The sequence below is a fragment of the Thermoproteus uzoniensis 768-20 genome (assembly GCF_000193375.1).
GTDB lineage: Archaea > Thermoproteota > Thermoprotei > Thermoproteales > Thermoproteaceae > Thermoproteus > Thermoproteus uzoniensis_A.
Window position 1 is genome coordinate 565116 of the sequence record NC_015315.1, and the last position, 20399, is coordinate 585514.

Annotated in this window: 24 protein-coding genes; 14 read left to right on the plus strand and 10 right to left on the minus strand. The window is 56.9% G+C overall.

Going from position 1 to position 20399, the window contains the following annotated elements; all coding sequences use genetic code 11:
* Positions 1-7 precede the first annotated feature (7 nt).
* The 3 genes from TUZN_RS03120 to cobB all read left to right on the plus strand — a co-directional run bounded on the left by TUZN_RS03120 (position 8) and on the right by cobB (position 3901).
* Complete coding sequence (locus tag TUZN_RS03120; RefSeq protein ID WP_013679479.1) at positions 8-1963, plus strand: DEAD/DEAH box helicase; 1956 nt, start codon at positions 8-10, stop codon at positions 1961-1963.
* Positions 1964-2771: 808 nt separating this feature from the next.
* A complete protein-coding gene (locus tag TUZN_RS03130) occupies positions 2772-3113 on the plus strand; it encodes a DUF362 domain-containing protein (protein WP_013679482.1) in 342 nt (113 codons plus the stop codon).
* Between the two features lie 23 nt (positions 3114-3136).
* A complete protein-coding gene (cobB, locus tag TUZN_RS03135; protein WP_013679483.1) occupies positions 3137-3901 on the plus strand; it encodes an NAD-dependent protein deacetylase in 765 nt (254 codons plus the stop codon).
* On the opposite strand, the gene TUZN_RS03140 is transcribed toward cobB, so the two are convergent.
* The 5 genes from TUZN_RS03140 to TUZN_RS03160 all read right to left on the minus strand — a co-directional run bounded on the left by TUZN_RS03140 (position 3863) and on the right by TUZN_RS03160 (position 7351).
* Positions 3863-4405 (minus strand): DUF309 domain-containing protein, encoded by a 543-nt coding sequence (locus TUZN_RS03140; RefSeq protein WP_013679484.1) that lies wholly within the window; start codon positions 4403-4405, stop codon positions 3863-3865. The genes cobB and TUZN_RS03140 overlap by 39 nt on opposite strands.
* The gene (locus tag TUZN_RS03145) at positions 4406-4738 is read right to left on the minus strand and encodes a hypothetical protein (protein WP_013679485.1); all 333 of its coding nucleotides are present in this window, start codon (positions 4736-4738) and stop codon (positions 4406-4408) included.
* On the minus strand, positions 4738-5085 hold the full coding sequence (locus TUZN_RS03150; RefSeq protein ID WP_237698264.1) for a hypothetical protein: 348 nt from the start codon (positions 5083-5085) through the stop codon (positions 4738-4740). Before TUZN_RS03150 ends, TUZN_RS03145 begins: the two co-directional genes overlap by 1 nt.
* A gap of 220 nt (positions 5086-5305) precedes the next feature.
* Entirely contained in the window at positions 5306-5515 is a 210-nt protein-coding gene (locus TUZN_RS03155) for a hypothetical protein (RefSeq protein WP_013679488.1), read from the minus strand.
* Between the two features lie 24 nt (positions 5516-5539).
* Positions 5540-7351, minus strand: a complete 1812-nt coding sequence (locus TUZN_RS03160) for a phosphoadenosine phosphosulfate reductase domain-containing protein (RefSeq protein ID WP_013679489.1) — start codon at positions 7349-7351, stop codon at positions 5540-5542.
* A 42-nt stretch (positions 7352-7393) separates the two neighbouring features.
* On the opposite strand from TUZN_RS03160, the gene TUZN_RS03165 reads away from it, so the two are divergent.
* The 4 genes from TUZN_RS03165 to TUZN_RS03180 are packed head-to-tail and all read left to right on the plus strand — an operon-like array spanning position 7394 to position 11211.
* Positions 7394-8083, plus strand: coding sequence for a nucleotidyltransferase family protein (locus TUZN_RS03165; protein ID WP_013679490.1), 690 nt, complete (start codon positions 7394-7396; stop codon positions 8081-8083).
* Positions 8070-9800 carry a glutamate--tRNA ligase gene (locus TUZN_RS03170; RefSeq protein ID WP_013679491.1) on the plus strand — a complete coding sequence of 577 codons (1731 nt, stop codon included), beginning with the start codon at positions 8070-8072 and terminating at the stop codon, positions 9798-9800. The genes TUZN_RS03165 and TUZN_RS03170 overlap by 14 nt, the downstream gene beginning before the upstream one ends.
* A complete protein-coding gene (locus TUZN_RS03175) occupies positions 9797-10771 on the plus strand; it encodes a DUF354 domain-containing protein (RefSeq protein ID WP_013679492.1) in 975 nt (324 codons plus the stop codon). Before TUZN_RS03170 ends, TUZN_RS03175 begins: the two co-directional genes overlap by 4 nt.
* A 59-nt stretch (positions 10772-10830) precedes the next feature.
* Positions 10831-11211 carry a hypothetical protein gene (locus TUZN_RS03180; RefSeq protein WP_013679493.1) on the plus strand — a complete coding sequence of 127 codons (381 nt, stop codon included), beginning with the start codon at positions 10831-10833 and terminating at the stop codon, positions 11209-11211.
* On the opposite strand, the gene TUZN_RS03185 is transcribed toward TUZN_RS03180, so the two are convergent.
* From TUZN_RS03185 to TUZN_RS03200, 4 genes are all read right to left on the minus strand, one after another.
* The gene (locus TUZN_RS03185; protein ID WP_052886047.1) at positions 11159-11752 is read right to left on the minus strand and encodes an adenylate kinase family protein; all 594 of its coding nucleotides are present in this window, start codon (positions 11750-11752) and stop codon (positions 11159-11161) included. The genes TUZN_RS03180 and TUZN_RS03185 overlap by 53 nt on opposite strands.
* Positions 11753-11754: 2 nt before the next feature.
* Positions 11755-13050 carry an asparagine--tRNA ligase gene (gene asnS / locus TUZN_RS03190; protein ID WP_013679494.1) on the minus strand — a complete coding sequence of 432 codons (1296 nt, stop codon included), beginning with the start codon at positions 13048-13050 and terminating at the stop codon, positions 11755-11757.
* Between the two features lies 1 nt (position 13051).
* Entirely contained in the window at positions 13052-13318 is a 267-nt protein-coding gene (locus tag TUZN_RS03195; RefSeq protein WP_013679495.1) for a hypothetical protein, read from the minus strand.
* 106 nt (positions 13319-13424) lie between these two features.
* Positions 13425-14234 carry an NAD(P)-dependent oxidoreductase gene (locus TUZN_RS03200; RefSeq protein ID WP_013679496.1) on the minus strand — a complete coding sequence of 270 codons (810 nt, stop codon included), beginning with the start codon at positions 14232-14234 and terminating at the stop codon, positions 13425-13427.
* 36 nt (positions 14235-14270) lie between these two features.
* On the opposite strand from TUZN_RS03200, the gene TUZN_RS03205 reads away from it, so the two are divergent.
* The 3 genes from TUZN_RS03205 to prs are packed head-to-tail and all read left to right on the plus strand — an operon-like array spanning position 14271 to position 16974.
* Positions 14271-15311 carry an L-threonylcarbamoyladenylate synthase gene (locus TUZN_RS03205; protein WP_013679497.1) on the plus strand — a complete coding sequence of 347 codons (1041 nt, stop codon included), beginning with the start codon at positions 14271-14273 and terminating at the stop codon, positions 15309-15311.
* Complete coding sequence (locus TUZN_RS03210; RefSeq protein ID WP_013679498.1) at positions 15308-16078, plus strand: class I SAM-dependent methyltransferase; 771 nt, start codon at positions 15308-15310, stop codon at positions 16076-16078. The genes TUZN_RS03205 and TUZN_RS03210 overlap by 4 nt, the downstream gene beginning before the upstream one ends.
* Positions 16079-16107: 29 nt before the next feature.
* Entirely contained in the window at positions 16108-16974 is an 867-nt protein-coding gene (gene prs / locus TUZN_RS03215) for a ribose-phosphate diphosphokinase (protein WP_013679499.1), read from the plus strand.
* On the opposite strand, the gene TUZN_RS03220 is transcribed toward prs, so the two are convergent.
* Positions 16969-17979: a histone deacetylase family protein gene (locus TUZN_RS03220; protein ID WP_013679500.1), complete on the minus strand. Its 1011-nt coding sequence runs from the start codon at positions 17977-17979 to the stop codon at positions 16969-16971. The genes prs and TUZN_RS03220 overlap by 6 nt on opposite strands.
* A 60-nt stretch (positions 17980-18039) precedes the next feature.
* Here TUZN_RS03220 and TUZN_RS03225 point away from each other — a divergent pair, with 60 nt between their 5' ends.
* The 4 genes from TUZN_RS03225 to TUZN_RS03240 all read left to right on the plus strand — a co-directional run bounded on the left by TUZN_RS03225 (position 18040) and on the right by TUZN_RS03240 (position 20371).
* Positions 18040-18240 carry a hypothetical protein gene (locus TUZN_RS03225; RefSeq protein WP_237698265.1) on the plus strand — a complete coding sequence of 67 codons (201 nt, stop codon included), beginning with the start codon at positions 18040-18042 and terminating at the stop codon, positions 18238-18240.
* 109 nt (positions 18241-18349) lie between these two features.
* Positions 18350-19066, plus strand: a complete 717-nt coding sequence (locus TUZN_RS03230; RefSeq protein ID WP_148678572.1) for a creatininase family protein — start codon at positions 18350-18352, stop codon at positions 19064-19066.
* On the plus strand, positions 19059-19721 hold the full coding sequence (locus TUZN_RS03235) for a GTP cyclohydrolase IIa (protein WP_237698266.1): 663 nt from the start codon (positions 19059-19061) through the stop codon (positions 19719-19721). Before TUZN_RS03230 ends, TUZN_RS03235 begins: the two co-directional genes overlap by 8 nt.
* Positions 19718-20371: a 2,5-diamino-6-(ribosylamino)-4(3H)-pyrimidinone 5'-phosphate reductase gene (locus tag TUZN_RS03240; RefSeq protein ID WP_013679504.1), complete on the plus strand. Its 654-nt coding sequence runs from the start codon at positions 19718-19720 to the stop codon at positions 20369-20371. Before TUZN_RS03235 ends, TUZN_RS03240 begins: the two co-directional genes overlap by 4 nt.
* Positions 20372-20399 lie beyond the last annotated feature (28 nt).

The following is a 20399-nucleotide window of genomic DNA, read 5'->3' on the forward strand; positions in this document are numbered from 1 at the left end:
TCCCTCTGTGGAGTTTCGCGTCGTCGTTAACGGCGTGGAGATCGTGAGGGAGTGGAGCTGGGACAGAATATCCAAGGTCAAGGAGGAGCTGAAGAAAATGGGGTTCCGATGGACCGGCGGCGGGTGGGTGGGCAGATTGAGGGACCCCGCATCCCTATATGCGCTGAAGGCTCTGCTCGACCTAAACGACGAGGAGCTGGAGGAGGTCTTGAAGGCGAGCGGCCTCGGCTCGGGCGACGCGATACTGGTCGTAGGCGACGTTCCCGACCGCCTGAAGCCCTACGTCGTTGCCTCCTACGGCTCCTCCCACCTCATATCTGCGACTAGGTTCATAAGAGACTTCGTGGCCTCGGACAAGAAGGCTATAGCCGAGGCCCCATCCTACGACGAGTACGTGCGCCGCGCCGCCGAGGAGTTCAAGGCCTTGGTCAGAGGCGTGGAGGTTAAGGGCGATCTGGAGGCCGTTGTGAAGAACGCCGTGGAGATAGCTCTCGGTTCTGAGCGCCTTAAGGCGCTTTACGAGAAGCGGATGGCGTGGAGGCGCGCGGAGCTCTGGCCTACGAAGGCCGTGCTGAACTTCGCCGGAAGGGAGCTGTTCGCCGAGCTGGGCAACTTCAAGCTGGCGTACAACATTGTCGGGAAGGACGGCGAAGTGAAACAAGTTTTTATAAAACTTATTAGAGCATCAAGAGAAAATAATAAAGTAATAATAACATATCCAGTATTTATTAGAGATAAAATTTCTGAAATATTAAGAAAATATGGTTATATTGTTGTAAAGAAAGACCTGGAATATAAACAAGTCCAGTATAAACAGAACATATCGCTCTACGATTTCCAGAAGCGGGCCGTCGACAGCTGGGAGCGGGCGGGCAGGAGGGGCACCATAGCGGTGCCTACCGGCGGCGGGAAGACCTTCATAGCCATGGCCGCCTTGGCCAGGGCGTCGACTACGGCGCTCATATTAGCGGTTACGCAAGAGCTGGCGGCCCAGTGGGCGGAGCGGCTGAGGCGGCATCTAGGCGTGAGCCCCGGCATGTTGGGCGCGGGCAAACACGACGTGAGGGACGTCACGGTGGCCATATACAACTCCGCGGTGAAATACGTCGACGAGCTGGTGGGCAAATTCGGCGTGGTTGTGTTCGACGAGGCGCACCACGTGCCCGCCGAGACGTTCAAGGAGATAGCGCTGGCCCTCGACTCGCCCTTTAGACTGGCCATATCGGCGACGCCCAAGCGCGAGGACGGCAACGAGCTATTGATATACGAAGCGGTCGGCCCCTTGGTATATAGAGCTACATACACTGAGATGATAGAAGCGGGCCTGGTTGTCCCCGTGGAGCACTATAGGATATATATAAAGCCAAGTCCCGAGGAGGAACAAGAGTATAGATCGGTCCAGTCGACTACGGACAACGCCATAGTCTTGCGGAATATAGCGTCTCAGATCTCGTCGAAAATCCCCATAGCCGTCGAGATAGTGAAAAGGGAGGTGGCCTTGGGCCACAAGGTGCTGGTGTTTACCCAGTTCTTGGAGCAGGCGAAGGCCGTATACGATAAGTTGCGCGAGGAGTCAATACGCTCCGAGCTGATAACGTCTGAGGAGCGCGACAGGAGCTCTGCCTTCTCCCGCTTCCTCTCAGGAGCCGCAAAAGTCGTGGTGACCACCACGGTGCTTGACGAAGGCGTGGACGTGCCCGACGCGGACGTCGCCGTAATAGTCAGCGGTAGCGGCTCCAAGCGGCAGATGTTGCAACGGGTTGGGAGGGTTGTAAGAAGGGCTCCGGGCAAGTCCGTGGCGCGGGTGTACGAGCTGATAGCTAGAGGCACCATAGAGGAGGCGTTGTCGGAGTCCCGGCATGTGGACGACGTGATAGAGGAATCGGTATGTAGGAAGTTCTCGGAGCAGACTTTTAGGGAGTTCCTGCGCTCGACAAGGCTCACGGATTTCAGGAGCTTTTAAAGGCGGGATAGGTCGTGGAGATTGTCGAGGAGTACCTCTACCTATTGTTGGAGGCTATAGCGGCGGCGGTTTTTATGGCTGTAATAACTATGGTAGGCGAAGGGCTGATAAAAGACATTATATTAATATATAAACAGAGTTTACAAGATATAAAATATATGATAAATATAATAAGATATGAGAATATTATATAATATATTAATAATAATACTAATATTGTTTTTGTTGTGGATTCTTATACAGGTAGGAAATGTCGTAAGCACAATGACTATACTTTTTACTAAATGATATCGCAAATTGAAGTTATATATATAATTATTATATTGATTTTATCTCTATTTATATTTGTTTTATTTTTAAAAGTTGCCCAATTGCTGTCGTTTGACAGATATATATTTCTTCTCTCATTATATGCTAGATGTGGTAAATTATATAATTATACATATTATTCCAATATATATTTAAATAATACTGTACTTATTTGTATCAATATCACGTCAATTGATGGGAATCTTACATATTCGGTCAGATACCTGGTAGCCGCACGGCCATAGCTTCGGTTCGTCTAGCCTCTTCACCGATCGTCCAGGCCAGACCTCCTCATCCGCTTTTCGTCTACGCCTCTGCATTAAATCTTGATGCGAGCCGACTCGCATAATATTCTATTATATTTGAAAACTTAATATAAAACAGCTAGAATATTTATTAAAAAATAAAATAAGTTCTTTTAGTTACTAAGATATTATAAATAGAATATAAATAGTAAAGAGAGCAAGTAAGAATTAAAAAGGTATCCAAGGGAGGGGCCATGGCCGAGCAGAGGGATCTATCCCAATACCAGAGGGTGGTGATCGATCAAGATCTATGTATATCATGCGGCGCATGCGTGGCTGTATGTCCCTGGCAAGCTCTAGAGCTGGACGAGAACGCGAAGGCGCGCCTAATTTGGGAGAAGTGCTACGACGACTTCAGCTGCGTGGCCGCGTGTCCCGTGAAGTGTATATACAAGACTAGCGAGGCGCCTGACGACGCCAAGAAGAAGCCCAACTGGTATAGATTGGGCAGACAGTTGAGCCCCGACGAGCAGAAGATATTGAACGACTGGAAGGCGAAGTTCGGCATACCGGTGGATCCACTGCCTCCGAGCTGAAATTTTTAGGCGTCTAGAAATTTATGGAAAAAATTTTTCAAATCGCCGATCTGTTAAATAGATCCAGTTGCGCGGTAGCCCTTACAGGCGCCGGCGTGTCCACAGCCAGCGGCATACCGGACTTCAGAGGTCCCCAAGGCATTTGGAGAAGCGTAGATCCCTCCAAGTTCGAGATCTCGTACTTCTACCAAAACCCCGACGAGGTCTGGAGGTTGTTCACCTCGATATTCGTGCCTAAGGGAGAAGTCGCTCCCAACGCCGCGCATAGGGCCTTGGCGCAGCTGGAATCCATGGGGAGGCTGTGCGCCGTCATTACTCAGAACGTCGACGGGCTACATCAGGCGGCCGGGTCCGTCAGAGTCGTAGAGCTACACGGCTCGGTCAAGTACGCGGTATGTACAAAATGCGGCATGAAGTATACGCTTAGCGAGGTGCTATCGAAATATAACGGCTCTGCGCCTAGGTGTAGGGTCTGCGGAGGTATCTTGAAGCCCGACGTGGTGTTCTTCGGAGAGCCTCTGCCCCAGGAGGCGTTCAACGAAGCCGTGTTGCTCTCCGAACTCGCCGACGTCTTCATGGTCATAGGCTCCTCGCTGGCCGTGGCGCCGGCTAACCGGTTGCCGTTGATAGCAAAAAGACATGGGGCGAAGATCGTGATTATAAACTCCGGGCCTACCGAGATGGACGAGATAGCCGACATCGTAGTCGAGGGGAGGGCCGAGGAGATACTTCCCAAGATAGTCGAGGCCCTAAGAGCAAGCTATAGCGAAGGGACTCCTAGACACTAGGGATTTCGCGAGCTGTTCCCTTAACTTCAGCACGTCTATACAGCCGATCTTCTGAGGGGCGCCTTCGAGGAGCTCGAGCGCCTCCTGTGCCAGAAGGACGAACTTGTCGGGCGCCCCCTCCTGCAACTTGACGAAGGCGGCCGACATCAATATCAGGCCCTGTAGAGCCCTATCGCCGCTTCTACGCCAAGCCGGCTCTATCTCAGCGTGGGCTTCCCAGAACCGCTCGGAGTTAAATAGCTCAACGAATCTGCCTATATCGCCGCTACCCAGCGAGTCCTCATCGGTTACGTCAATTACGGCGTAGACGCGTCCTACGGCCCCCTCCACCTTACGTCTGGCATCCTCGGCATTGATGCCGCGCACGAGGATCTCAAGGTGGCGCGAGGCTACCCTCACGTTTAGTGCGGGGAGAATGCCCCTAAGCTCGCGCAGTAGTTGGGCCCTCTGAGAGGGCGCGAAGCCCGGGTTTTCAGCTATTATAAGATATCTTAGATCTCTCATTTATATTTTAACAATAATTTTCTTCAAATCAAACTGAATATCCACGATAACTTTTAGATCACCATAACTCTGCTTAATGCGCCTCACCGCAGCAAGCGCTCTGTTTATCCGCTCTAACAGCTCGGCGTTATCTGGAAGCTCGCCGCCTGTATAGAGCTCAATCCCTTCTGTCAACTTCAGCTCAACGCCGAACGCCTTGGCCAGCTCGACGAATTTGAGATATCTCTCCTCCATTGCGGTTAAGCTCTCTTTCTTATTCCTGTAACGTTCGGCGTATTCCTTCAACGAAGCGAGGATGTTCTCGAGCTCGCTGAGGGTGAGGAAGAGCGACATTATCCCTGCCCTCCGTAGTAGTACGCTATCTCCACGTTTCCCACACAGAACTTTATGTAGCCCGGCGTTATGTCGCGGCAGCCTAGCATGTTGAGCTCCACCTCGGGCATTTTCAGGGGCTCAGCAGGCTTCGCCTTGGGGAACGGCGGGATCACTTCGGGCAGATCCTCAGGCGTTATATACGTGCCAGACGGCTCCACGACTATGGAATAATCCTTTAGCCCCAGTTTGTCGGCCATATTGCTAGCGGTCACTATGCGCTCCATCAGCTCGCCGACTGCTCCGTAGAGATGTCCGAGAGAGCCGAGCTGGATTAGGTACCGCCCCACTTGCCTACGCGCGAACACTATCGGCGTCGCCTCTATAGAAGATTGAACGTCTCTTAAGGTCCATAATATTTGATCTATATTTCTAGAATTTATAATGATCATAGTATTATCCTAATTTTTTCATTATAAGGATCAGGATCTATATATACTACTTCGTTTTCGCCGAGTACCTCTATCAGCTTTTGCTTTATTGAGGGATCTATGTTGAGCGCGGAGACCCTTACCTTTTTCAAACTCTTCATGGCACGAGCGTGATGGTATTGCCCCGTAGTATCACGTAGGTGCCGGTCGGCATGATTTCCAGAAGGTCGATAGGCAAGTCGGGCGCTCTAGGAGGCCACACGAAATCCACGCCTTCTCCCCTTATCACGAGCGGCTCAGCCCTCTTAGCGCCCAATATCTGGAGCACTTTCCGTAGCAAATCCAGCTGATCTGTATAAACTATCATAGACCCGTCTAAGGGCGATATATATTAATAGTTTGTCCCTCTATGCGTGGGGGCTCCCCCATCGGCGATCCTATATACCAGATATTGGGCAGAGGGACACGCCTTGGAACAGATAAGGCATCCTATACATCTACTCTCGTCGACCACGAAACGTCCCTCGGAGTTCCTTCTGAGAGCCTTGGTGGGACACCAGCTTATGCACAGATCGCAATGTCCGCAGATAGAGGCGCGCACCACAAGCGCTGCCGCGTCCAGGGCCGCGCGGCCCTCGATCTTGGAGAAGTCGCTGGATAGCCTCACCTCGCCGTCCTTCTGCACTACTCGTATCGTGTCGCCCTCCCGGCGCACTTCGCCGAGCATCTTCAACAACTGTAGCGCGGTGGCGGCGTCGGGATGGACGCCCGCCAGCTCCAGCCCTCTGTCCGTGCGCCTAATCCTCACGGGGTATTCCGCTTTGACGGACAGCTTGATGAATCTCTTGAGATCGCCCGGGATGGCCTTCCTCCAGCGCCACAGCCCGTATCTGAGATAGGTCTCGTCTTTGTAGTGCTCCGAGATCTTCTCCTCAAGCCTCTCGTAGATGCCCGGGTAGCTTATACGCACCAGCTCTAGCTCGGCCATCTCGTTGGCAGGGCAGACAACGCAACCAAGCCTGTCGAATCCCCTCTCGTAGGCCTTGTTGTAGGGGAGGTCGTGGAGGAAGATATAGCCCCAGACCTCCAGCGCTATCCAGTCCTGGAGGGGGGCCACCACTATGGTCCTAGCCACCCAGCGGCTCGAGGAGATCTTGCCGAGCTTGGCCCTCTGGAAGGACTCCGCCGCCCTCTGGCCGACCACGGATATGATGCCCTGCGGGAAGCGCTCGGCCACCGCCTTGGTTATAGGCGCCAGTTTTATCACCTTGCAACACCATCGGTAGTCGCGGGCCGGCGGGCCGAACTCGTCCAGCGCCTTCCAGAACCTGTCGCCCGCCGAGGCCACTATCAGCTCCGCCTTATACCTCTCGACTACCTCCTTCACGTTGTCGTACGTCTCCGGGGCTTCCAAGCCCGTGTCGTTGAACAGTATGGCGTAGGGGTGGCCGGTTCTGGCCACTAGATCTAAGGCCACCAAGCTGTCCTTCCCGCCCGAGTAGGAGACCACCACGGGGAGCTTGTACTGCGAGAAGACCCTCGAGAGGAACTCGACCGCCTCCTTGGCCTTCCTCTCTATGTGGGCGCGGTTCAGCTCGGCGAACAGCCTCATATCGCTAGGCCTCCCCTCCGGCAACCTCGGCCTGGCCCTCCACGACTTCACTACGTGGAGCCTCGCGCCTCTGAAAAGCTTCGCGACGCCGTGTATCTTCCCGTCCTTGGTCGAGATGGCGACGTGCGTGTAGCGGCGCTCGGGGAGAGAGCCCTCGATCACGCGGTCTCTATGTATGTCGTAGCCGACGGGGAGATCTTGGAGATCGACGATCGCCCACCACCCCCGTCTTCTGGCCAAGATCTCGCTGACGCCCTCATAGAGGGGGCGGAACCTCCACCGTCCCTCCACGACATCGTAGAACCTGTGGCCCACGATCCTCCCCCTGACTATGACCTCGTCGGCTTGGTCCGCGTAGCCCGGGATCTTGTTGAGAAGGACCACCTCGCCGCTGGGCACTAAATCTCTCAGAGAGGCGTCGCCGAGCTCGTACTCCACGGCCCCCCTCACGATCTCTAGATCGGCCTCGAACGCAGGCCTGACGTCGCCCGGCTCGGTGACGTAGACAGGGCGTATGTTGTTGCATCTGTCGGCTACATCGTGGGGATCCAGCACGGGCACGTTCAGCTCCTCGCACCAATAGATGCGCACAGATGTTACGATTTCTATTTAAATAGGGCCGTTAGCACCTCCATGCGCGCCTTGATTTTGGCTGGGGGTTTCGGCAAGAGGCTTTATCCGTTGACTAGCGAGGTGCCGAAGCCTCTTCTGTCTGTTGCGGGGAAGCCTATTCTTGTGAGGCAGATCGAGTGGCTTAGGGGTCAGGGCTTCCGGGATTTCGTCCTCGCTGTGGGGTATCTGCGCCATAAGGTATTCGAGGCTTTAGGCGACGGGAGGAGGCTGGGCGTGAGGATATTCTACAGCGTGGAGGAGGAGCCTCTCGGCACAGCCGGCGCCATCAAGAACGCCGCGCCGTTTCTAGACGACGACGTCTTCGTGGCCACTAACGGCGACGTAGTGACCGACATCTCAGTCAAGCCTCTCCTAGACGCCCTGTCCGACGCAGACGCCGCGATCGCCCTAGTCCCTCTGAGAAGCCCCTACGGCGTCGTCGAGGTCGACGGAGACGGGTACGTCTCGGCCTTTAGAGAAAAACCCGTCCTGGAGGGCTATCTCATAAACGCAGGCGTCTACGCCATGAGGAGGGAGGTTTTGGGGTTGTTGCCCGAGAAGGGCAATATCGAGGAGACCACGTTCCCGCAACTGGCCAAGAAGAGAAGGCTGAAGGCCGTGGTGTATAGAGACGCCTTCTGGAGATCTATAGACACCGTGAAAGATCTGGAAGAGGTCGAGAGGATATTAGGCGGCGATGGAAAGCCTTGAGGACGTAGTCCTCAAATACGCCCTCCTAAACGCTGTCAAGTACGGAGGACGTGCCGAGCCTAAGGCTGTTATGTCCAAGATTATGGCCGAGCGGCCGGATTTGAGGTCAAAGGCGCGGGAGATCAAGGCGCTGGTGGATTCCGTGGTCGAGAAGGTAAACTCCATGGGCCTCGAGGAGCAGAGGGCATTGCTGGCGTCCAGATGGCCGGAGGCCCTCGAGGAAAGGAAGGAGAGGGCGGAGAAGAGGCCGAGTGTCGAGGCTCTGCCGCCTCTGCCGGAGGCGGATCAATCCAAGGGGGTCGTCGTCAGGTTCGCCCCAAACCCCGACTTCGTGCTCCACCTAGGCAGCGCGCGGCCCGCCATACTGAACTACGCCTACAAGCTCAAGTACGGGGGAAGGTTCGTCCTCCGTTTCGAGGACACGGATCCCAGGATAAAGAAGCCGTTAGTGACCGACGAGGTGAACGCCTACGAGGCCATAAGGGAGGATCTGAGGTGGCTTGGCGTCAAGTGGGACGAGGAGTACATCCAGTCGTCCAGGATGGAGATCTACTACGAACACGCCAGGAGGCTGATAGAGCTCGGCGGAGCCTACGTCGATCTGTGCAAGCCGGAGGAGTGGCGCAGACTCAGAAACGCGGGCAAGGCTTGCCCGCATAGAGACGCGTCGGTTGAGGACAATCTGGAGCTGTGGGATAGGATGCTCCGCGGCGACTTCGGAGAAGGCGAGGCGGTTCTGAGGGTAAAGACCGACCTAGCGCATCCGGACCCCAGCGTGAGGGACTGGGTGGCCTTCAGGATAATAGACACGGACAAGACCCCCCATCCTCTTGTGGGGTCCAAGTATAGGGTATGGCCCACCTACAACTTCGCCGTGTCTGTAGACGACCACTTGATGGGCATCACCCACGTGTTGAGGGCGCAGGAACACAGCGTGAACACAGTCAAACAGTCGTTCTTGTTCAAGCACTTCGGCTGGAGGCAACCTGTCACTATACACTTCGGGAGGCTTAAGATAGAGGGCGGCTCCTTGAGCAAATCAAAGCTCAAGACCTTGAGAGTGAGGTTCGACGACATAAGCATGCCGACGCTCTCGGGCTTGAGGAACCGGGGAATACTCCCGGAGGCCATATGGGAGCTGATACTGAGCGTCGGCATAAAGCCGTCCGACTCCACGGTCTCTATGGCGAATCTCCTCGCAATAAACAGGAAGATCCTCGACCCCATCGCGGATAGGTATATGTTTGTGCCGGATCCAGTGCGGCTGTCGTTGGACCTCCCCGCGAAATTCACCGTGAGGCTTCCGCAACATCCCAGCTTCCCCGAACGCGGCCACCGCGTCTACGAGCTGGGGCCCGGGCGCGTGGCCGTCTACATATCCAGAAGGGATGCAGAGCAGGGCGAGTTCAGGCTGATGGAGTTCGTCAACGTCTCCGCCCGAAAAGTCGGCGAGGACGAATACGTAGGCGAGGTGGTGGGCACCACTATCGATGAAGCGCGCAAGCGAAAGATGCCCATAATACAGTGGGTGCCCGACGGATCGCCTGAGGCCGTCGTGGTCAAGCCGGTGGCGGTGGGGAAGAAAGTAGAGGAGCGCGGCCTCGTGGAGGCCAAGGCGCTAGAGCTCGGGGAGGGCTCGGCGGTGCAGTTCGTGCGCTACGGCTTCGTCAAGCTGGCGTCCAGAAAGGATAGGTTGTTCACCTACATACACGAATGAGGCTTCTCTTCGACGCACTCACCCCTAAACAAGCCAGGATAGCGTCTCTGTTGAGGCTTGAGGGAGGGCTCGATCTGGCCATCACTTGTAGGGAGTACTACCACGTCAAGGATATGCTCGACCGATACGCCGTGGAGTATAGATGTATAGGCAAATACGGCGAGACTCCGTACGAGAAGCTGGTCGAGGGACTACGGCGCCAGCTAGAGCTCGCGGAGCTGGTGAAGGGGCTCGACGGCGTCTTGTCGTTCCCGAGCCCGGACGCCGTGAGGGTGGCCTTCGGCTTAGGCAAGAAGTCGGTGGTGCTCAACGACACTCCACACGCCTATCACGCCAACAGTTTGACGATACCTCTATCCGAGTACTTGATAGCCCCCGCCGCGATACCCGAGGACGCGTGGAGGCCCTACTGCCCCAAACGCGTGGCGACCTTCGACGGCCTTTTCGAGTATATGTGGGTCTCGCGCCATCGCCCCAACATAGAGACGGTCAGAGGGCTGGGGCTGGAGCCGGGGCGTTACGTGGTCTTCAGGCCGGAGGAGGCAAAGGCCGCCTATTACAGATGGAACAACGCAGAGTTGAGGCGCAAGCTCGTGGACCTAGTCAGAGAGTTGGGGTACACGGTGGTCAACGTGCCCAGATACGACGACCAGATAATCGAGGGTGCAATTAATTTAACCAAGGCCGTCGACCACCTGGATCTCGCCTACTACGCGGCGGCCGTGATCACCGGAGGCATGACCATGGCGACTGAGGCGGCCTTGCTGGGGACGCCAGCTCTGTCCTATTTTCCCGAAACCCTCTACGTCGATACGTACCTCAAGGACAAAGGCGCTCCCCTGCACAGGTGCAGAGACGTCGACGGATGCGCGGCGGAGCTGAAGAGGGCCCTGGACGAGGGTAGAAAGCCGGCGGTGAGGCTCGAGGATCCCATAAAGCTAATAGTCGACATCGCGTATGCCGTGTTTTAAAAGCTCCTTATGCCTATATTGAAGCTCAAGCTTTATATGTCCCAAGCATCTAACAGTCGATGGGCGTGCGGTCCGTGGCTCTTCTGAGAGTCGGCAAGGATTTCGGCGTTGTTATGTTGGAGATGAAGGTGGTGGGGCTGAGAGAGCTCGACGAGGAGCCCAGAGACGTCGTTGGGGATATGCTCGAGATAGAGAAGGAGGTGCTCCGCATTATGCCCGAGCTGTCGTCCATGTCGCATTCCGACGCCGTGGTGGAGGACGGAGGCAGGAGGTTCTACGTGGCCAGATTCTACCTCAACAACGCCAGAGTTGAGTACGTCCTCCTAATATCGCCTAAGAACAGCTTGAGGGGCTTGATCCGCAAGTTCGTGGAGCAGGGGTGGTCCGTTAAATTCCTCGTCGAGAAGAAGACCGCCGCGAAGAAGCCCTATTGGAGATAGACTCCAGACGCTCCAGAAATCCGCTCTTCAGCGAATAGGCAAGCCAGTCGACCTCCTCGTCGATGCACGCGCCATTTCTGAGACAGCCGACGACCGCCTCGGCCGTCTGTAGGCTGGATCTGTTGGTCACGTCTATCTGGTATACATCTCCCCATCTGCTCCTCGCCTCGACGTATATGTAGTCGAGGAGTTCAGCCCAGACGTTGTCTAGGATCTTGTGGAGGGGCCACCTCCTGTCTGCAAGATCCTTGAAGAGCACGTCAGGCCTCTTCCTGAGGACGAAGACCCGGTCTACATCATCCACGATATCCAAGACGTGCGTATCCAGTATGTAGTTGCCCGTCAGCTCCTTCGCAAGCTCCTCGCGGGCGGCCTCCACATCAACTATATCATAGGTCAAGGAGTGCGGGTCCCAAGACGTAAACGGCTTGCCAGCGAGCACTGCGGCAACCTCGACGCATTTAATGCGCAGTTCCTGGGCTACAGCTCTGCAGACTGTGGTCTTCCCGACCCCAGGAGTGCCGGTGATGAGGACTCTCAAGCCTAAGGATACTTCCTCCTTATATCTCTCGGAAACGGCACGGCGTCCCTTATGTGGTCAAGCCCAGCTATCCACATGACGACCCTATCGACGCCCAGCCCGAAGCCCGAGTGGGGGACGGAGCCGTAGCGTCTGAGGTCGATATACCACTGGTAGTCCTTGGGGTTGAGCCCGAAACGCTCTATCTTGGACACGAGCTCCTTCTCGTCGTATATCCTCTCGCCGCCGCCTATAATCTCGCCGTACCCCTCGGGGGCCAGCACATCGACGCTTAAAGTGACCTCGGGCCTCTGGGGATCGTTTCTGTGGTAGAAGGCCTTGACCTTCTCCGGAAATCCGTAGAGCTGTATGGGCTTGTCGAATTGAAGAGTCAGTATACGCTCTTCGTCCGCGCCTAGGTCGTCCCCCCACTTTATGTCGACGCCCTTGGCCTTTAGTATATCCACGGCCTCGTCGTACGACACCCTATAGAACGGAGGCTTGACCGCCTCCAGAGGCTCCGTCTTCCTGCCCAACAACTTCAGCTCATCGAGCCTCTCCTCCAGCACCTTGGAGACTATATGGGATATCAGCTCCTCGTTGACCTTCATTAGGTCGTCTAGGTGGTACCAAGCCATCTCGGCCTCTGCATGCCAGAACTCGGTCAGATGTCTCCTGGTGCGCGACGGCTCGGCTCTGAAGCTCGGCGCGATGGTATAGACCTTCTCCAGGCTGAATATAAAGGCCTCTAGATAGAACTGCGAGCTCTGGGTCAGATACACCACGTCGTCGAAGTAGGGCACCTTGAAGAGGGTAGCGCCGCCCTCGACAGCGGCGGTTATGAACATGGGCCCCTGCACCTCGTAATAGCCCCGCGACCTGAAGTACTCGTGTATGGCTCCGAACACCGTGTGGCGGATTTTCAAGACGGCCTGCATTTTCCGGCTCCTCAGCCAGAGGTGTCTGACGTCTAGGAGGTACTCGCTGTCGGCTTGCGCCGCGTCCTCGTTTATGGGGTAGGGCGCGCCCTCGTAGTACCAGTCGACCGACTGGACGTGTAGCTCCTTGCCGCCAGGCGCCCTAGGCTCCTCCTTGATTAAGCCCGTGGCGACCAGCGACGACTCCAAGTTCAGCCTCTGCGCTACGTTGAAGGCCTCAGTGCCCCGCGCGAACACTAGCTGGAGTATGCCGGTGGAATCTCTGAGCACTATGAAGATCTTATCTTTCAACTCCCTTTTCCTGTATACCCACCCTCTCACGGTCACCGTGCCGGAGGATTTAAAGGCCTCCGCTATACTCACAGCGCGTCTATAGGCCATATCACCTCTGTTGAGGAGCCTCCTTGTAGATGCCCACAATAACTCCATCAGGACAGTCGTCGGCCTTCAGACCGACGTAGTCGCCATCTCTATATTCCCTAGTCTTCTCGCTACCGTCGCCGCACTTCACCACAGTGACCATACGGCCCTCCCGCGGCCCGCTCCCCGCATCTATACGCTCGCTGGATCTCACGAATAGATACACCATCACGCCCAGTACCACGACAGCAGTTACGAACATGGCAATTAAGCCGTAGTCTATCGGCATAGAGTCCTAGAGATCCTAGTATTTAAGCTGAATTCTGCACGCAATACGTTATATGCGTAATTAAAATATTTTGATAATATATAAATTTAAATTATTTATAAATAATCTATTTCCTAGACTCTAAAATACCAGCTTTTATATAATAAGCATCTCCGTACCCCAGCACCTCGAGCATCTCGTATAGAGATCTCACCGCGGAGAGCACTATAGTGCTGGATCTGCCTGCGGCGGCCGCCGTAGCGTATCTCACGTCCTTGCCCGCATGTTTTAGAGCGAAGGTGCCGGGCTCGTCGGAGTACATCCTGTCTATATACACCGAGCCTATGTCCTTGAAAACGGTCTGTTGCAACAACTCCTTGAACTGGCTCGGCGGTATTCCGTGGGCGGCGGCCAGCGAGGCGGCCTCGCCTAGAACGGCAACTGTGCCTATTAGTAGAGAGTTGTAGGCCAGTTTAAGCACGACGGCCTTCTCGAACTCGCCGACGTACATGACCTTGCCTAACTCGGCGAACAGCTTCGAATACCTCCCGTATACCTCAGCGTCGCCTCCTATTATGTATATGGCGTCGCCCCGCTCCACGTTTCCGGGCCCTCCAACCACGGGGGCCGCCATGGCCTTAATCCCTCTGGCGGCAAGAGCTTTACGTGCCGCGTCGGCGCCCGCGAGAGAATATGTGCCCATCAACGCGACTGCATCGCCTCCGACCTCGTTCACCAACGATAGGAGGGCCTCGTCGTCTGCGACGAACACGGCGGCGAGTCCCCGAGCCTCCGACGGGCTCGATATAGGCGTGGCGGGGAGCCCCTCTAGCCTTCTACGCGTCCTGTTCCAGGCGTAGACCTTATGGCCTAATTGGGCCGCCCTTTTGACGAAGGCGGCCCCCATCCTTCCCGTGCCGATCACCGTCACCTCCATGCAAGGCTTTTAACTAGGCGTAATATCTGTTTCGCCGTGGTGAAAATAGTGAGGGTGGATCCGCTGAATCCGCGGGACGAGGATATAGCCGAGGCCGCCGCCGTTATAAGATCGGGGGGCCTCGTGGCCTTCCCCACAGAGACCGTGTACGGCCTCGGCGCCGATGCGTTCAACGCAGAAGCTTCGGCGAGGATATTTAAGGCCAAGGGAAGGCCGGCGGACAACCCCCTCATAGTCCACGTATCCTCGCTGGACATGGCCCTCGAGCTGGGCGATATGCCGGAGAAAGCCGTCGAGGTTGCCAAGAAGGCGTGGCCGGGCCCAATAACTTTCGTGGTCAAGAAAAAGGCCGATCTGCCGGCGGTAGTCACGGCAGGCCGCCCGACGGTGGCGTTGCGCTGTCCTGCCCATCCCGTCGCTCTAAAGCTGATAGAAGCGGCCGGCACGCCTATAGCCGCCCCAAGCGCCAACAAGGCCGGGAGGCCGAGCCCCACCGAGGCCTCCCATGTGGCCGAAGACCTCGGCGACTCCGTCGACCTTATCCTTGACGCCGGTAGGACGTTCTTCGGCGTGGAGTCCACAATAGTCGACGTGACGAGGGAGCCCCCGGTCCTTCTGAGACCGGGCCCGTTCACCGTGGAGGAGCTGAAATCCTTGTTGGGCGAGGTGGAGATCCCGCCCTTCGCCAGAGGGCTGGGCGAGGCGGACGTGGCGCTCGCGCCCGGCATGAAGTATAGGCACTATGCGCCCGAGACCCCGCTGATCCTTGTCGACTTCGATCTGGCCTCTGCCGTGAGGGCGGCCCGCGAGCTGGGCCTGAGAGTAGCCGTGTTGTGTCTCGCCGGGAGGTGTGCGGATGCCGACGCCGCGATCAACGTGGGGTCTGATCTGTACGAGATAGCGAAAAACCTCTACGACGCTCTCAGACGCGTCGACAAGGTAAAGGTCGACGTGGCGCTCGCGCCCACGGTGCCGGAGAGGGGGATAGGGCTGGCCATAATGAACAGGCTGAGGAAGGCCTCCGGCTTCAAGTTCGCCGCGACTGAGGAAGAGTTGAGGAGGCTCTTGAGGGTATGAGTTGGGTCGACGAGTTCTTCGACGATATATATCGCGACTTCATGGAGCACTATAGGGGGCCTGAGATAAGCGCTAAGGAGGCGCGCTTCCTCGCCGAGGCTTTGGGCATAGAGCCGGGCAAGCGCTTCCTCGACGCCGCGTGCGGCCACGGGAGGCACATGCGGCATATGCCTCCGGACTCGGTGGTGGGCCTCGATATAAATATACGGTACCTCTCGGAGGCTAAGAAATACGGCGACGTCGTGGCCGCCGATTTGAGAATGCCTCCCTTCAGACGCCGTGCGTTCGACGGAGCCTATATAATGCACAGCACGCTGGGGATGTTCGGGGACGAGGAGGACTTGGAGATATTGATGTGGCTATCTGGCTCCATAAAGCCCGGCGGATCTCTCGCCGTGGATCTGGCCAACAGAGCGAAAGTGGACAAGGCGTACGCCGCGCTTGGGGAGAGCTGGAATATGTGGATATCCGCCGGCCCGTACAAGGTCTTATCAGTGGCCGCTTACAATCCGCTGACTGGGAAGATAAGGGAGACCAGATACCTCTACAAAAACGGGGAGTATGTGGGGACGAGGACCCTGGAGCTTAGGCTGTACTCGCCGAGCGAGCTGGGCCTCATGTTGCGCAGCGTCGGCATGATCGTCAAGGCGGTTTATGGGGATTTCGACGGGTCGCCGTACTCGGACAATTCTGAGAGGTATATAGCGATCGCCGTGAAGACCGGCGGCGCTCCGGAGAATTTAAAGGCGGCGATATCCTGGCCGTAGCGTTATATTTACCCTCTGCAATTCTCCCTATGCGGCTCTACTACTTCAAAAACGCCGAGGATTTAGCCAGACAGATCGCTGGGGCGTTGGGCCTAGACGCCAAGCTCGTCGAGGAGAGAGATTTCCCCGACGGCGAGGTGCTGGTGAGGGTGGAGCCGGCTAGAGAGGCGATTCTGTTGGCCCGGCTCTATCCCGACGTCAACAAGAACTTGGTCAAGCTATTTCTGGCGCTCGACGCCCTAAGCGACTACGGAGCCGACAGGGTGGTGCTCGTGGCGCCGTATCTCCCATATGCGAGACAAGACAGACGGTTCCGCGACGGGGAGCCCATAAGCGTTAAGTTCCTTCTAAGCCATTTGAGGCAGTACCCCGTGTCGCACCTCATAGCCGTCGACCTCCACAAGCCCTACATCGGCGACTACGTGGCGGGCCTACGCGTCGTCAATGTATATCCAGCGGAGAAATACGCGGCGGCCGTTAGGAGGTGGAGCGTGGACGTCGTCCTAAGTCCCGACGCGGGATCCCTCCATAGGGCCGCGGCGTTGGCCGAGCTGTTGGGCGTGCCTTACAACTACTTCGAGAAGTTCAGGGATAGAGAGACGGGGGAGATCTACATGAAGCCCAGAGGAGACGTGAGCCTCCAAGGGAAGTCTGTGGTTCTGGTCGACGATATACTGGCCACAGGCGGCACGTTGGTCGACGCGTGTAAAAACGCTAAGTTGTTGGGAGCGTCCGCGGTATACGCAGTGGTCTCACACTGCCAGTTGTTGGGCAACGCAAGGGAGAAGATCAAGGGTTGCGTAAACGCGCTCTACTGCACCAACACCATACCCTGCGAGTACTCCAGCTTAGACGTCTCGGAGGATCTCGCCAAGAGCATATCGGCGATCCTATAGCCTCCAGTACCTGGACTGGATAGACCTCACCTCGGCCAAGATCTTCGTCAACCTCCCCCACGCCGAGTGGTCGCTTGCGCTGGGCTCCTCGGGCGGGGCGCGGCCTAGGCCGGCCAGCTCCATCGCCAACATTTTAGACCCCTCCTTAAGCACGGCGTAGTTGTAGCCGCCCTCTAAGAGGAACACCGCAGGCACGTTTAGGGAGAGCAAGGACCTAATGGCGTACCTATACCCGTTGAGGGTGAAGCCCATATCGGCGAGCGGATCCTCCTTATGCGCATCCCAGCCCAACGACACTATCAAGACGCGGGGGCCGTACTGCCTCAATATAGGCATGACGACCTCGTCGAAGATCTTCTTGAAGCCGTCGTCTCCCAGGCCAGGGGGCATGGGCACGTTTACGTTGAAGCCCTCGCCCCTTCCCCTCCCGACCTCGTCGGGAAAGCCGGTGCCCGGGTACAGGGTCAACGGATCCTGGTGGGTCGAGATGTAGAGCACGTCCCTATCGTAGAGGATCTCCTGGGTGCCGTTGCCGTGGTGGACGTCTATGTCAACAACCGCAGCGCCCTCTCCGTAAAGGGCACCGACAGCCGCCGTGTTGAATATACAGAAACCCTGGGTAGGAGCCGTTAAGGCCCTCCCTGACCTGCCGGCGTGATGGCCGGGAGGCCTCGCCAATATGTAGGCGTGCTCCCTCGAATCCAACGCGTCGAGTATTGCCGACACGGCCGTAAAGGCGGCGTTGCACGTGCCGGGGGACACCCAAGTGTCGCCGTCTAGCTCCGTGAGGTTGCCCAAGCTACATAGATCCTCGATATACCTTATGTAGTCTCTACCGTGGGCCGCCTCTAGATGTTGGAGGACGTCATCTCTGGCGCGCGGGGCGACGAGAGGCGCGCCGGCATCCCTAATCCCTTCCAAGGCGTAGTCGAGGCGGCGGGGGTTCTCGGGATGTCCGGGCCCAGTCTCGTGCCCCTTGAAGACGTCGTCGTAGTACACCCTCACGGGATAGACCTAGCCATCTATATAAAGAACAGCTGGTTTTATTCCAGTCGAGAGTACATGATGTTGAAGAGGAAAAAGAAGGAACTAGACGAGGACGAGGAGATCGAGAAGTTGCTCCGCGACGACGCGACCGCCGACGACGCGGCAGAGGGAAACGACGAGGACAGATACCTTAAGATTAAGATAGAGGTGGAAGGCCTCAGAGAATTGACGCAGGCGTTGGAGGAGCTTGTAGAGGCCATAAAGTCGCGGGAGAAGTAGCGCACTGAGGCCCACATCGGCCGTTTGCGATATAGGGCAGGGCCGGGCGCCGGTTTTCTACGAAGGCTTGTCGGCGGAAATAACATAAAACGCGCTTTAAGCCTTACGCATGGCCGTAGAGCCTTCCGACAAACGGACCGAAACCGCCGGATCCCGAGGAGGGCCGGCCGACGCCGGGCAGACCGGCTGTGTGTTGCCTGTCGGATCCTACGAACAACACGGGCCGTTCCTCCCGCCGACGGTCGACACGGAGATAGCCATCTACGTGGCCCGGAGACTCGCAGAGAGGCTAGGCGCCCGGGTGTTGGAGCCTATCTGGTATACGTGTAGCAAAGAGCACCAAGACTTCCCTCCCACCATATACGTCGAGTGCGACGTCTTTCTATCCTACATAACCGGCGTCTTGAGAACTGCGGCTAGATGGTGCGGCTACGTAGTAGTGGTGGCGGGACACGGCGGCGTCGCCGACGTGGGGAACCTGGCGGCTTCGCAACTAGACTACGAGTTGGGGCCGAAAATACTCTGGCTGAACGTGTGGAGCTTGGCGGCCGTGAGGGATCACGCCGGCTCCGACGAGGCGAGCGTGTACCTAGCCATAGGCGGCAGGCTTATCGACACGCCTAGGGAGAGAGTGTGCGAGGGCGACGTGCATATGATGAGGTACTTACGAACGGCGTGGATGTCCCGGAGCGGCGTCGTCGGATGTATAGATCCGGCCGAGATCTCCGCGGAGAGGGGATCGGCGTTGCTGGAAACAATAGTTGACAAGGCCTACCAACGGGCTAATGCTTTTTTATCCACAATTCGGGCCGTCTATCGTGCATAGCGTGATGCAACTAAAGTTGATAGGGTATAGGGAGTGGACGGAGACGTTGGGCTTCAGGCGGGAGCACGTGATACAGCAGATACAGGCGGAGCTCCACAAAAGGGCTTGGGCCGAATACACGTCCATAGACGCCCTCCCGCACCACATGCGGTACGACTACCTGCTGATATACTCAAACAACGTGCCCGTAAAGGCGTTGGTGGATAAGGTGAAGTCGTTGCAGGAGGTGTCGCCGGTGCCTGTCGAGTACTGTATAGGGCGCGGCGGCACTCCGCTGGAGGCCTACGAGGCTTGTGGAGAGGGGGACACGGCGGGGGGCTCGGCCGTCGTGGGCCATATGGACATAGTCAACAGCACGCGGCAGACCGAGAGGATGGGGTCCTACGACGTATATGTAGTGGTGGGCGACCTAATAAACAAGGCCAACACCATCTGTAGGGGGCTGGGCTGTCTGGCCTTCTATCTAGGAGGCGACAACATAATGATATTCCTCCCCGACGTGAAGACGGGCTATCTCCTCTACGACCAGATATATATAGACGTGCGGCTGGGCATCGGCATCGCCGAAAGGCCCTATACGGCCTTCGCCAAGGCCACCGAGGCTCTCGACTCTATGAGGAGAGACGGCGTGGTGGGCGTCAGAGTGCTGAGATGAGGCCTTACGTCTACCTCGCCGCGGCCGTCACCGTAGACGGCAGAATAGCCAGCAAGACGGGCTACTCCCGCCTTTCCTGCCCCGTAGATTTGAAGAGGCTACACGCGCTCCGCGCCAAGGTAGACGCCGTGCTGGTGGGGGCGGGGACTGTCAAGATCGACAACCCGAGGCTGACCGTGAGGTACGTCGAAGGCCGAAACCCGGTACGGGTAATAGTCGACGGGTCGTTGAGCGTCCCGCAGTCTGCCCGAGTCTTCGACAGCTCGGCGCCCACGATAGTCTTGACTACGGAGAAGGCCCCGCGCGAGAAGGTGGCGGCCTTGAGAGAACGCGGCGTCGAGGTGATCCAGTTTCCGGGAGATGCCGTGCCGCTCCGAGAGGCATTGGAGAGGCTCTACGCCTCCGGCATAAGGAGCGTCTTGGTGGAGGGCGGCGGCCGCATCAACTGGCAGATGTTGAGCCAATGCCTGGTCGACGAGCTGGTGATAACGGTGACCCCATATGCATTTGGGGCCGGCACGTCGCTTCTGGAGGGGCCAGGGTACGACGACGTGGAGTCCGCGCCGTTTAGGCTGAGGCTACTATCGGCCGAGATATGCGAGTGCGGGCAGGAGGTTGTGTTGAGGTATAGAGTTGAGTGTAAACAATAGTTTACACAAGGCATATATATGGATGAAC